The sequence below is a fragment of the Methylobacterium sp. 275MFSha3.1 genome, from assembly GCF_900108435.1.
GTDB lineage: Bacteria > Pseudomonadota > Alphaproteobacteria > Rhizobiales > Beijerinckiaceae > Methylobacterium.
Window position 1 is genome coordinate 236,822 of sequence record NZ_FNWP01000004.1, and the last position, 11,871, is coordinate 248,692.

The window sequence follows — 11,871 nt, forward strand, 5'->3', positions numbered from 1 at the left end:
CGGCGGTCGCCGTCGAACCCACTGAACGGGCCGATCCCATGTTCGCAAACCTGGACCTACAGCAGCTGCTCGTCGGGCGATTCACGATCGAGCAGATCCCCTATCACGAGCCGATCCTGCAGGGGACGTTCGCCGGCGTGGCCGTCGTCGGCCTCACCGTGCTCGGCGTCATCACCTACTACCGCTTCTGGGGGCCGATGTGGCGTGACTGGATCACGTCGATCGACCACAAGAAGATCGGCATCATGTACTGCATCTTCGCGGGCATCATGCTGCTGCGCGGCTTCGCCGACGCGATCCTGATGCGCTCGCAGCAGGCGGTCGCGTTCGGCGACCAGCAGGGCTTCCTGCCGCCGCACCACTACGACCAGATCTTCACCGCCCACGGCATGATCATGATCTTCTTCGTGGCGATGCCGTTCGTCACGGGGCTCATGAACTTCGCCGTGCCGCTGCAGATCGGCGCCCGCGACGTCGCCTTCCCGTTCCTGAACAACTTCAGCTTCTGGATGACGGTCGCCGGCGGCATGCTGGTGATGGTCTCGCTCTTCGTCGGCGAGTTCTCCCGCGCCACCTGGCTGGCCTACCCGCCCCTCTCCGGGGCGGCGATGAGCCCGGGCGTGGGCGTCGACTACTACATCTGGGCCCTGCAGATCGCCGGCATCGGGACGCTGCTCTCAGGGATCAACCTGATCGCCACCATCGTGAAGATGCGGGCGCCCGGCATGACCATGATGAAGCTGCCGATCTTCGTCTGGTCGTCGCTGTGCACCAACATCCTGATCGTGGCCGCCTTCCCGATCCTCACGGCCGTTCTCGCGATGCTGTCGCTCGACCGCTACGTCGGCACGCACTTCTTCACGAACGACCTCGGCGGCAACGCCATGCTGTACTTCAACCTGATCTGGATCTGGGGTCACCCGGAGGTCTACATCCTGATCCTGCCGGCGTTCGGCGTGTTCTCGGAGATCACCTCGACCTTCTGCGGCAAGCGCCTGTTCGGCTACACCTCGATGGTCTACGCGCTGGTGGTGATCACCATCCTCGCCTACCTCGTGTGGCTGCACCACTTCTTCACGATGGGCTCGGGCGCGGACGTGAACTCGTTCTTCGGGATCACGACCATGATCATCTCGATCCCGACGGGCGCGAAGATCTTCAACTGGATGTTCACGATGTACCGCGGCCGGATCCGGTTCGAGGTGCCGATGCTGTGGGTGGTGGCGTTCATCGTCACCTTCGTGATCGGCGGCATGACCGGCGTCCTGCTCGCTGTGCCCCCGGCGGACTTCGTCCTGCACAACTCGCTGTTCCTGATCGCGCACTTCCACAACGTGATCATCGGCGGCGTGCTGTTCGGCATGTTCGCCGGCGTGACCTTCTGGTTCCCCAAGGCCTTCGGCTTCAAGCTCGACGAGTTCTGGGGGAAGATGGCCCTCGTGTTCTGGGTGACCGGGTTCTACGTCGCCTTCATGCCGCTCTACGTGCTCGGCCTGATGGGCGTGACCCGGCGCATGCAGCACTTCGACGACCCGTCGCTGCAGATCTGGTTCGTGATCGCGGCCTTCGGCGCGGCGCTGATCGCCTGCGGCATCGCCTCGCAGATCATCATGTTCGTGGTCTCGATCCGGAACCGCGACAAGCTGCGCGACCTCAGCGGCGACCCGTGGGGCGGCCGGACGCTGGAATGGTCCACCTCCTCGCCGCCGCCGGACTACAACTTCGCCTTCACGCCGGTGGTCCACGATTCCGACGCGTGGTGGGACATGAAGAACCGCGGCTTCGACCGCCCGCTCAAGGGCTACCGGCCGATCCACATGCCCAAGAACACCGCGGCCGGCGCGATCCTGGCGGCGCTGAACTTCACCTTCGGCATCGCCATGGTCTGGTACGTCTGGTGGCTGGCGATCCTCAGCTTCGTGGCGATCTTCGTCGTGGCGATCGCCCACACCTTTAATTACAATCGCGACTACTACATTCCCGCCGACGTCGTCAGTCGGACGGAAGGTCAGCGGACGCGCGAACTGGAGATGGCGTGATCCGATGATGCACGCGGAGACTGCACCCCCCGGCGCCGCGGCGCCGGTCTTCTACCAGACCGACGAGGAGGGCCATCATTCCGAGGGCTCGACCATGCTCGGGTTCTGGCTCTACCTGATGAGCGACTGCCTCATCTTCGCGACCCTGTTCGCGACCTACGGGGTCCTCGGGCGCAGCTACGCGGCCGGCCCCACCCCGAAGGAGCTGTTCGACCTGCCGGGCATCGCGGTGAACACCGCCATGCTGCTGTTCTCGTCCATCACCTACGGCTTCGCCATGCTGGAGATGGACCGGGATCGGGTGAAGCAGACGCAGATCTGGCTCGCCATCACCGGCCTGTTCGGCGTCGCCTTCGTGGCCCTGGAGATCCGCGAGTTCGTCCACCTGTTCCACGAGGGCGCGCCGCCCTGGCGCAGCGCGTTCCTGTCCTCGTTCTACACCCTGGTCGGGACGCACGGCCTGCACGTCTCGATGGGCATCCTGTGGCTCGTCGTGCTGATGGTGCAGGTCAGCAAGCGCGGCCTGATCGTCGAGAACAAGCGCCGGCTGATGTGCCTGTCGATGTTCTGGCACTTCCTCGACCTGATCTGGATCGGCGTCTTCACCGTCGTCTACCTGATGGGAGTGCTCGAATGAGCGCCGACGCACACCACCTCACCGGCCACGGTCAGGACACGCACGACCCCCACGCCCACAGCGAGGGCGGGCACGGCACCTTCCAGAGCTACATGACGGGCTTCGTCCTGTCGGTGATCCTGACGGTGATCCCGTTCTGGCTGGTGATGGGCAACGTGCTCGACAACAGCCTCGTCACCACCCTGGTGATCCTGGCGCTCGGCGGCGTCCAGATGGTCGTGCACGTCATCTACTTCCTGCACATGAGCACGAAGTCGGAGGGCGGCTGGACCTTCATGGCGCTGATCTTCACCATCACGCTGGTGGTGATCATGCTCGCCGGCTCGGTGTGGGTCATGTACCACCTCAACCACAACATGATGCCGATGGATGCCCACGACGTCATGAAGAACGCCCGCTGAGCGCGCGTTCGGTTTCGAGACCCGCGGGGTCGGGAGGGGGGTCCGATCCGGGCCCCTCCCCGGCCCCGCTCTCGTTGCTGCGGCGCGCCGTGTTCGGCGCCGGCGCGGGCCTCGTCTTCCTGGTGCTGCTGGGGCTCGGGACCTGGCAGGTGGAGCGGCGGGCCTGGAAGCTCGACCTGATCGCCCGGGTCGATGCCCGGGTCCACGCGCCGCCCGTACCGGCGCCCGGCGCCGCCGCGTGGCCGCGCGTCGGCTCCGACGACGCCTACCGGCATGTCCGGCTCTCCGGCACCTTCCTGCACGATCGCGAGACCCTGGTTCAGGCCGTCACCGAGCTGGGCGGCGGCTTCTGGGTGCTGACGCCCCTGCGGCGGCCGGACGGGACCGTCGTGCTGGTCAATCGCGGCTTCGTGCCCGGCGACCGGCGGGACCCGGCGACCCGGGCGGCCGGGCAGGTCGCGGGCGAGACCACGGTGACCGGCCTCCTGCGGCTGACCGAGCCCGGGGGGGCGTTCCTGCGCGCCAACGATCCGAAGGACGGCCGCTGGTATTCCCGCGACGTGGCGGCGATCGCCGCCGCCCGGGACCTGACCGATGTCGCCCCCTACTTCGTGGACGCGGACGCGACACCCAATCCGGGCGGCCTGCCGGTGGGCGGCCTGACGGTGATCGCCTTCCCCAACAACCACCTCGTCTACGCGATCACGTGGTACGGGATGGCGCTGATGCTCGCCGGCGCCGTGATCTACCTTCTGCGGCGCGGCCCGGGGGACCGGGACGCCGAGGCCCGCTGAGGCCCGCTGAGGCCTGCTGGGGCGCCGGCGCCGCGCGGCCTCCGCGCGAGGCTTGACCGATAGGGGAGTAGCCCGCTCCGAGCGGGTCCCTATAATGGCGTGACAAACGCCACAACGAGTCAACGCCATGACCTCCCGCATCCCGAACTTCGCCGAAGTCCCGTTCTCAGGCGAATCGCTCGCGGTGGCGGCCCCGGCGCTCGGCGAGCCCTGGATGACGCCGGAGGGCATCCCGGTGAAGGGACGCTACGGGCCGGAGGACCGGGAGGGCATCGAGTTCCTCGACACCTATCCGGGGATCGCGCCGTTCCTGCGCGGCCCCTACCCGACCATGTACGTCACCCAGCCCTGGACGATCCGGCAATATGCCGGCTTCTCCACGGCCGAGGATTCGAACGCCTTCTACCGCCGCAACCTCGCGGCCGGGCAGAAGGGCCTGTCGGTCGCCTTCGACCTCGCCACCCACCGCGGCTACGATTCCGACCATCCCCGCGTCTCGGGCGATGTCGGCATGGCGGGCGTGGCGATCGACTCGATCTACGACATGCGCACGCTGTTCTCCGGCATCCCGCTGGACGAGATGACCGTGTCGATGACGATGAACGGCGCCGTGCTGCCGATCCTCGCCCTCTACATCGTGGCCGCCGAGGAGCAGGGCGTGCCGCCGCAGAAGCTCGCGGGCACGATCCAGAACGACATCCTCAAGGAGTTCATGGTCCGCAACACCTACATCTATCCCCCCAAGGGATCGATGCGGATCATCTCGGACATCTTCGCCTACACGTCGAAGAACATGCCGAAGTTCAACTCGATCTCGATCTCCGGCTACCACATGCAGGAGGCCGGCGCCACGAACGACCTGGAGCTCGCCTACACGCTCGCCGACGGCGTCGAGTACATCAAGGCCGGGCTGGCGGCCGGGCTGACCATCGACCAGTTCGCCCCGCGCCTGTCGTTCTTCTGGGCGATCTCGACCAACTTCTTCATGGAGGTCGCCAAGATGCGGGCCGCGCGCCTGATCTGGGCGAAGCTCGTGAAGGGGTTCGATCCGAAGTCGGAGAAGTCGCTCGCCCTGCGCACCCACTCGCAGACGTCGGGCTGGTCGCTCACCGCCCAGGACGTGTTCAACAACGTCACCCGCACCAACATCGAGGCGATGGCGGCGACGCAGGGCGGCACGCAGTCGCTCCACACCAACGCGCTGGACGAGGCGCTGGCGCTGCCGACCGATTTCTCGGCCCGGATCGCCCGCAACACCCAGCTGTTCCTCCAGCAGGAGAGCGGCACCACCCGGATCGTCGATCCCTGGGGCGGCTCCTACTATGTGGAGAAGCTCACCGCCGACATGGTCGCCCGGGCCTGGGAGCACATCCGCGAGGTCGACGGGCTCGGTGGCATGGCCAAGGCGATCGAGGCCGGCATCCCGAAGCTGCGCATCGAGGAGGCCGCGGCCCGGGCGCAGGCGCGGATCGATTCCGGCCGCCAGACCATCGTGGGCGTGAACAAGTTCCGGGCCGACGACGAGATGGCGATCGAGCTGCTGCGGGTGGACAACGGCAACGTCCGCCGGCTCCAGATCGACAAGCTCAAGCGCCTGCGCGCCGAGCGCGACGAGGCGACGGTCGCGGACCGGCTCGACGCGCTCACGAAGGCCGCCGACGGCACCGGCAACCTGCTCGAACTCGCCGTCGACGCGGCCCGCGCCAAGGCGACGGTGGGCGAGATTTCCGAGGCCCTGGAGAAGGCCTGGGGCCGGCACCGCGCCGAGATCCGCTCGATCTCCGGCGTCTACAAGCGCGAGGTGGGGGGCATGTCGCCAGTGGTCGAGGAAGTCCGGGCGCTGGTCGAGGCGTTCGAGGAGAACGACGGCCGCCGGCCGCGCATCCTGGTCGCCAAGATGGGCCAGGACGGTCACGACCGCGGCCAGAAGGTGATCGCCTCGGCCTTCGCGGATCTCGGCTTCGACGTGGATATCGGGCCGCTCTTCGCCACGCCGGCGGAGGCCGCCCGGCAGGCGGTGGAGAACGACGTCCACATCGTCGGCGTCTCGTCGCTGGCGGCCGGCCACCTGACGCTGGTGCCGGAGCTGAAGGCGGCGCTCACCGAGCAGGGCCGCGACGACGTGATGATCGCCATCGGCGGCGTCATCCCGCCGGGCGACTACGAGGCGCTGACGGCGGCCGGCGCGGCGGCGATCTTCCCGCCCGGCACGGTGATCGCCGAGGCCGCCGCCAAGCTGATCCGCGCGCTGAACGAGCGGCTGGGCTACGCGGCCCGGCAGGCGGCGGAGTAGGGCGAGCCTCCCGCGGCGGCCGGGCTGGCCGCCGCGGACCTCATTGCCGAGGCGCCTCAGTTCAGCGCCTGCGGGTCCGCCTCCGTGAGGAACGCCCCGACGGCGTGGAGGAACTGCATGCGGTTCTTCTCCATCATCACCGTGTGGGTGCCCTCCCCCAGCTCGACGAAGCGCTTGTAGGGGGCGTGGGTGAGCTTGGCGAAGTATTCCTGAGCCTGGTAGCTCGGCAGGTCGGCGTCCCACTCGGCGTGGATGATCAGCACCGGCACGCGGATCTCGCCCGGGTCGTAGAGCGGCTTGCCGGCCGCCCAGTAGGCGTCCTTGTCGGCGACCGTGCCGTTCGGCGCGCGCAGGACCGGCGGCGACCGCTTCGCGCCGGCCGCGTCGGTCGCGAAGGTCGCGTCGGCCCACTGGTCGAACCAGCCCGCCGGGATCAGGTCGGCCTTCTTGTCCTCGGGCACCCCGGTCAGCTAGCGGGCCCGGGCGCTGTCCTGGCTGACGGTGCGGTAGGCCCCGACCTTGCCACCGCCGCCGATCAGGCCCGGCGTGCGCGCGAGCCATTGCGGCGCGTAGAGGACGAGGCGGTTGACGCTGTCGTTGTGGGTGCTGGTGTAGAGCCCCATGGTGGAGGTCCCCCAGGACCAGCCCATCAGGTCGATCTTCTCGACGCCGCGCCGCTTCTTGATGAAGTCGACGACCTGCCCCACCACCTTGGCGGCGTCGGGCGTGCGCATCAGCGGCGGGTTGTCGTCCGGCGGCGCGTCCATGGCGGCCGGGCGCCCCGACAGGCCGTAGCCCGGCAGGTCCACGCAGTAGACGTCGAAGCCGAGGCCCGCGAGGTAGTCCATGGCCGACATCCCGCCGAGCGGCAGGTCGAAGGCCGTGGAGGACGGGTAGGTCGAGCCGTGCACGTAGAGCAGGATCCGGTCGCCCGGGAACGTGTCGGTGCCGGCCGGGCGCTTGTTGCGCACGTAGATGTCCACGCCCGGCTCGCTCCAGGGCAGGCGGAACTCTTCCGTGGCCAGCCGGGCCGCGGGAGCCGCGACGGCAGGGGCCGCCGCGGCCGCGACCGCCGCCCCGGCGGCGAGCGCCCCGACCAGCTCGCGCCGGGCCAGGCCCCCGCCCGGTCGTGCCCCGTTCGGATCTGTCCGCATCGGTCTGTCCGCCATGGTTTCCTCCGGTCCGCCTTGTCCGGCGGCTCGGGCGATTGAACCGGCGGGTGCCGGCGGGCGCAACGCTCCGGAGCGGCCGGCGGCGGACAGGCGGCGGGTTCCGTCGCCCGATCCGGCGAAACCGCGTGATAAAAGCCCGGCCCTGTCGCCGGGGCTGGTGACGCCGCGCCTCCGCGCGGGCATTGAGGCGGGATAGCCCGGGAGACGCCCGCTTATGACGACCCCGACGACCGTCGCGACCACGCCCTTCCCCGACCAGAAGCCGGGCACCTCCGGCCTGCGCAAGAAGGTGCCGGTGTTCCGGCAGCCGAACTACGTCGAGAACTTCGTCCAGGCGATCTTCGACACCCTGCCCGGCAGGGCGGGCGCCACCCTGGTGCTGGGCGGCGACGGCCGGTTCCTCAACCGCGAGGTGGTGCAGAAGACGCTGCGACTGGCCGCCGGAAACGGCTTCGGCCGGGTCCTGGTCGGGCAGGGCGGCCTTCTCTCGACGCCGGCCGCCTCCTGCGTGATCCGGAAGGCCAAGGCGCTCGGCGGCATCGTCCTCTCGGCGAGTCACAACCCGGGCGGCCCGGAGGGCGATTTCGGCATCAAGTTCAACGCCGCCAACGGCGGCCCGGCACCGGAATCCGTCACCGACGCGATCTTCGCGCGGGCCAAGGCGCTGACAGAGTACCGCCTCGTCGAGGCCCCGGACCTCGACCTCGACACGCTCGGCGACACCCGCCTCGGCGCCATGACGGTCACGGTGATCGACCCGGTGGCCGATTACGCCGAGCTGATGCGCACGCTCATCGACTTCGACGCGGTGTCGCGGCTGTTCGCCTCCGGCTTCCGCATGCGCTTCGACGCCATGAGCGCGGTGACGGGGCCGTACGCGACGGCGATCCTCGAAGGGATGCTCGGCGCCCCCGCGGGCACCGTGGTGAACGCGACTCCGAAAGAGGATTTCGGCGGCCACCACCCGGACCCGAACCCGGTCCACTGCCACGACCTGTTCGACCTGATGCAGGGCCCGGACGCGCCGGATTTCGGCGCCGCCTCGGACGGCGACGGCGACCGCAACATGATCGTGGCCCCGGGCCTGTTCGTGACGCCGAGCGACAGCCTCGCCCTGCTCGCCGCCCACGCCCACCGGGCGCCGGGCTACGCCGGCGGGCTCGCCGGTGTCGCGCGGTCCATGCCCACGAGCCGCGCCGCCGACCGGGTCGCCGCCGCCCTCGGCATCGAGGCCTACGAGACACCCACCGGCTGGAAGTTCTTCGGAAACCTGCTGGACGCGGGCCTCATCACCCTGTGCGGCGAGGAGAGCGCCGGCACCGGCTCGAACCACGTGCGCGAGAAGGACGGGCTCTGGGCGGTGCTGCTCTGGCTCAACATCCTGGCCGCCACCGGCGAGCGCGCCGACGCGCTGGTGCGGGCGCATTGGCGCGCCTACGGGCGCGACTACTACGCCCGCCACGATTACGAGGAGGTCGATTCCGACGCCGCCAACGGCCTGATGGACGCGCTCCGCGAGAAGCTCGCCGGGCTGCCGGGCACGCGGATCGGCGACCTCACGGTGTCGACGGCCGACGAGTTCGCCTACCGCGACCCGGTCGACGGCTCGCTCACCGAGCGCCAGGGCATCCGGATCGGCTTCGCCGAGGACGCGCGGGCGGTGTTCCGGCTCTCGGGCACCGGCACCGCCGGCGCGACGCTGCGGGTCTACCTGGAGCGCTACGAGAACGCGCCGGACCGGCTCGACTTGGCCGTGGCCGAGGTGCTGGCCCCGGTGGCCGCCGCAGCCCGCGCGATCGCCGAGATCGCGCCGCGCACCGGAAGGCCTGAGCCGAGCGTGGTGACCTGAGGGGAGCCGGGAGACGTCCCGTCTCTGCGCGGGGAGCGAAGCGACCCAGAGGCGCCACGCTCGACGGCGGCGCGCGACTCCGGGTCGCTTCGCTGCGCGCGCGATGGCGGCAGGGCCGGCGCCGATTTCCTCAAACCAGGTCCTTCACCATGTGCATGGTGACGTCGTCGTCGCGGGTCCGGCCCGGTCCGTCGTAGAGCTCCTCCCGCTCCACCCGGTAGCCGAGTGCCCCGTAGAGGCGCAGGTTCGCCGTGTACTTCTTGTTAGTGTAGAGGCGCAGTCGCGTCAGCCCGGCCTCGCCCGCGACCGCGTCGGCGCGTCCCATCAGCCGGCTGCCGAAGCCCCGGCCCTGGAAGGCCGGATGCACCGCGACGTTGACGACCAGAAGGTGATCGGCCTCGGTCCGCGTCTCGATCAGGCCGGCGAGATCCGGGCCGGCCACCAGCAGGTCGAAGCGGTGGTCCCGCAGAGCCTGCGCGTAGTCCGCCCGCATGGGGATCGGCAGGCGGCCGATCACCGGGATCCACTTCGTGTAGGCCGCCTCCACCAGCGCCCGGATCGCGTCCGCGTCCGCGGGCGCACCGCGCCGGAGCGCGACTGCCTCGTTCATCTGACCTCTCACGGTTGACCGCGGCGCGTCCGTCCCCTAAAGACCCGCCCGTCGATGGGGCTCCGCACGGGGCCCCGTCGCGTTTTCACGCGCACCCGTGGGCGGGATCCTCCCGCCCTGTCGTCCCGGACCGCGAAGGGCCGGGAAAAGGAGGGCGCGTTCCTCATTCTCGTCACGAGAGGACGCGGAAGATATGTCGAAGCGGATTCAGGCGAAGCACAAGCTCGACCGCCGCATGGGCCAGAACATCTGGGGCCGCCCGAAGAGCCCCGTCAACCGCCGCGAGTACGGCCCCGGCCAGCACGGCCAGCGCCGCAAGGGCAAGATGAGCGACTTCGGCACGCAGCTGCGCGCCAAGCAGAAGCTCAAGGGCTACTACGGCAACATCACCGAGAAGCAGTTCCGCCGCTACTACGCCGAGGCGATCCGCCTGCGCGGCGATTCCGGCGAGAACCTCGTCGGCCTGCTCGAGCGCCGCCTCGACGCCGTGGTCTACCGGGCGAAGTTCGTCGCCACCCCGTTCGCCGCGCGCCAGTTCGTCAACCACGGGCACGTCAAGGTGAACGGCGTCCGCGTCAACATCCCGAGCTACCAAGTGAAGGCCGGCGACCTCATCGAGGTCAAGGAGTCGTCCCGTCAGCTGGAGATCGTCATCGTGGCGACCCAGCTCTCCGAGCGCGACGTGCCGGACTACATCGAGGCCGACCACGCCAAGATGACCGCCCGCGTCACCCGCATCCCCAGCCTGTCCGAGGTGCCCTACCCGGTGCAGATGGAGCCGAACCTCGTCATCGAGTTCTACTCCCGCTGATCCTGTCGCCCCGGCGACCGATGGAGGGGCTGCCCGTTCGGGCGGCCCCTTCGCGTTTCGATACCTCAGTCCCGAAGGCCGGCCTCCGGCACCCGGGACGGGGCGCGGGCCTCAGCAGCCGTGGCAGATCGAGCCCATCGTGTGCCGCATCTTGCTGTCCCAGGCCTTCGAGCGGGCCTCAGCGGCCTTCTGAGCCTTGATCATCTCGGCCTGGCTCACGGGCTGCGGCAGTCCGGTGGCCGCGGCGTTGCCCGTCGGCTTGGTCTGGCTCATGGGGGTCACCCGGCGGCCGCCCACGATGGGGCCGGCCGGGGCGGCGGGGCCTGGGCCTGCGCCCGGAGCCGGGCTCTGGGCCAGCGCCGGCGTCGCCCCGAGCAGGAGGCCGAGAAGCAGCGCGGGACGAAGAATTGCCATGGACGTGATCTCCCCGGCGGAGGATCCTGTGCCGGCCCCGCCTCATCTGGCGGCGATCCTACCCGATCACACCTTTAAAATCATGCCGACGGCAGATCCCCGGTGAGCGCCGGTCCGCCCCTGAACCGCCGGGAGGCCGTCGCCGCGGCCCTGGCCCGCCTCGCCCCGCGCCTGCCGGATTTCGAGGCCGAGGCCGCCCTCGACCGGGCGCTGGCGAGCCCCGGCCTCCGCCGGGCCGCCCCCGAGACGGCGGCCCGCCTCGCCCTCGTGGCCTACGCGCGCCACGTCTTCACGGATTACGACGAACTCCTCGCGGAAGGCTACGACCGGGACAGCGCCCGGCACTTCGTCCTCGAAGACCTCAACGCCGCGCTCGCCGCCTGGGGCGCCGCGCCGGTCCCCGAGGACGAGCCCGGCGCGCCCGGGGCCGATCCGCGCTGAGGCGGTCGCGCCGGGCTCCGCCATGCTGTAGGAGACCGGCCCGGGGCCGCCCCGCGGCCCGTTCCGGTGCCGCTCGTGGAGATTGGCAGAAGACCATGAAGATCAGCGCGCGCAACGTTCTCAAGGGTACGGTCGTCTCGGTGGAGAAGGGGGCGACCACCTCCCACGTGAGGATCGAGATCAGCCCCGGCCAGGTGGTCACCGCCTCGATCACCAACGAGGCCGTCGAGGCCCTCAAGCTCGTCGCCGGCGGTCCCGCCTACGCGGTGATCAAGGCCTCCGACGTCATGGTCGCCGTCGACTGACGACGGCTCGCGCGCCGCCCTCCTGGACGGAGGGCGGCGCCCATTCACCACGCTCCGGGCCCGGGCGGGGGCCGGCCGCCTTCGCGCCGCCGCCGCCGCCGGATA

The 11,871-nt window shown here is 70.0% G+C and carries 11 protein-coding genes and 1 pseudogene; 9 read left to right on the plus strand and 3 right to left on the minus strand.

The genetic code is table 11. The features are described 5' to 3' along the window. Window positions 1-38 precede the first annotated feature (38 nt). The 5 genes from cyoB (at window position 39) to scpA (ending at window position 6,164) form a co-directional block, all read left to right on the plus strand. A complete protein-coding gene (cyoB, locus tag BLW78_RS06085; protein ID WP_020093235.1) occupies window positions 39-2,039 on the plus strand; it encodes a cytochrome o ubiquinol oxidase subunit I in 2,001 nt (666 codons plus the stop codon). A gap of 4 nt (window positions 2,040-2,043) precedes the next feature. Further along, window positions 2,044-2,676, plus strand: a complete 633-nt coding sequence (cyoC, locus tag BLW78_RS06090; RefSeq protein WP_020093234.1) for a cytochrome o ubiquinol oxidase subunit III — start codon at window positions 2,044-2,046, stop codon at window positions 2,674-2,676. After that, on the plus strand, window positions 2,673-3,077 hold the full coding sequence (gene cyoD / locus BLW78_RS06095) for a cytochrome o ubiquinol oxidase subunit IV (protein ID WP_091677584.1): 405 nt from the start codon (window positions 2,673-2,675) through the stop codon (window positions 3,075-3,077). The genes cyoC and cyoD overlap by 4 nt, the downstream gene beginning before the upstream one ends. A gap of 74 nt (window positions 3,078-3,151) precedes the next feature. Beyond that, window positions 3,152-3,871: an SURF1 family protein gene (locus BLW78_RS06100; RefSeq protein ID WP_091677586.1), complete on the plus strand. Its 720-nt coding sequence runs from the start codon at window positions 3,152-3,154 to the stop codon at window positions 3,869-3,871. 127 nt (window positions 3,872-3,998) lie between these two features. Continuing rightward, the gene (scpA, locus tag BLW78_RS06105; RefSeq protein WP_091677589.1) at window positions 3,999-6,164 is read left to right on the plus strand and encodes a methylmalonyl-CoA mutase; all 2,166 of its coding nucleotides are present in this window, start codon (window positions 3,999-4,001) and stop codon (window positions 6,162-6,164) included. A 56-nt stretch (window positions 6,165-6,220) separates the two neighbouring features. Here scpA and BLW78_RS06110 read toward each other — a convergent pair. After that, a pseudogene (locus tag BLW78_RS06110) lies at window positions 6,221-7,333 on the minus strand (alpha/beta hydrolase). 217 nt (window positions 7,334-7,550) lie between these two features. Between BLW78_RS06110 and BLW78_RS06115 the strand changes: the two are divergent. Then, on the plus strand, window positions 7,551-9,185 hold the full coding sequence (locus tag BLW78_RS06115) for an alpha-D-glucose phosphate-specific phosphoglucomutase (RefSeq protein ID WP_091677592.1): 1,635 nt from the start codon (window positions 7,551-7,553) through the stop codon (window positions 9,183-9,185). 130 nt (window positions 9,186-9,315) lie between these two features. Here the strand turns inward: BLW78_RS06115 and BLW78_RS06120 are convergent, their stop codons facing one another. Then, complete coding sequence (locus BLW78_RS06120; RefSeq protein WP_091677594.1) at window positions 9,316-9,795, minus strand: GNAT family N-acetyltransferase; 480 nt, start codon at window positions 9,793-9,795, stop codon at window positions 9,316-9,318. A gap of 193 nt (window positions 9,796-9,988) precedes the next feature. Here BLW78_RS06120 and rpsD point away from each other — a divergent pair, with 193 nt between their 5' ends. After that, on the plus strand, window positions 9,989-10,606 hold the full coding sequence (gene rpsD, locus BLW78_RS06125; protein ID WP_010686187.1) for a 30S ribosomal protein S4: 618 nt from the start codon (window positions 9,989-9,991) through the stop codon (window positions 10,604-10,606). A 111-nt stretch (window positions 10,607-10,717) separates the two neighbouring features. Here rpsD and BLW78_RS06130 read toward each other — a convergent pair whose 3' ends face one another. Next, entirely contained in the window at window positions 10,718-11,020 is a 303-nt protein-coding gene (locus BLW78_RS06130) for a hypothetical protein (RefSeq protein WP_020093227.1), read from the minus strand. A gap of 102 nt (window positions 11,021-11,122) precedes the next feature. Between BLW78_RS06130 and BLW78_RS06135 the strand changes: the two genes are divergently transcribed. Both BLW78_RS06135 and BLW78_RS06140 read left to right on the plus strand, forming a co-directional pair. Beyond that, complete coding sequence (locus tag BLW78_RS06135) at window positions 11,123-11,461, plus strand: DUF2293 domain-containing protein (RefSeq protein ID WP_042670839.1); 339 nt, start codon at window positions 11,123-11,125, stop codon at window positions 11,459-11,461. Between the two features lie 95 nt (window positions 11,462-11,556). Continuing rightward, complete coding sequence (locus BLW78_RS06140; protein WP_020093225.1) at window positions 11,557-11,766, plus strand: TOBE domain-containing protein; 210 nt, start codon at window positions 11,557-11,559, stop codon at window positions 11,764-11,766. The last annotated feature ends 105 nt before the right edge of the window (window positions 11,767-11,871 follow it).

Excerpts from the sequence above, each read along its gene's own strand:
- cyoD (WP_091677584.1), top strand. The coding sequence starts at position 2,673 with ATGAGCGCCGACGCACACCACCTCACCGGCCACGGTCAGGACACGCAC.
- BLW78_RS06130 (WP_020093227.1), bottom strand. The coding sequence starts at position 11,020 with ATGGCAATTCTTCGTCCCGCGCTGCTTCTCGGCCTCCTGCTCGGGGCG.
- cyoB (WP_020093235.1), top strand. The coding sequence starts at position 39 with ATGTTCGCAAACCTGGACCTACAGCAGCTGCTCGTCGGGCGATTCACG.
- BLW78_RS06120 (WP_091677594.1), bottom strand. The coding sequence starts at position 9,795 with ATGAACGAGGCAGTCGCGCTCCGGCGCGGTGCGCCCGCGGACGCGGAC.
- scpA (WP_091677589.1), top strand. The coding sequence starts at position 3,999 with ATGACCTCCCGCATCCCGAACTTCGCCGAAGTCCCGTTCTCAGGCGAA.
- cyoC (WP_020093234.1), top strand. The coding sequence starts at position 2,044 with ATGATGCACGCGGAGACTGCACCCCCCGGCGCCGCGGCGCCGGTCTTC.
- rpsD (WP_010686187.1), top strand. The coding sequence starts at position 9,989 with ATGTCGAAGCGGATTCAGGCGAAGCACAAGCTCGACCGCCGCATGGGC.
- BLW78_RS06115 (WP_091677592.1), top strand. The coding sequence starts at position 7,551 with ATGACGACCCCGACGACCGTCGCGACCACGCCCTTCCCCGACCAGAAG.
- BLW78_RS06140 (WP_020093225.1), top strand. The coding sequence starts at position 11,557 with ATGAAGATCAGCGCGCGCAACGTTCTCAAGGGTACGGTCGTCTCGGTG.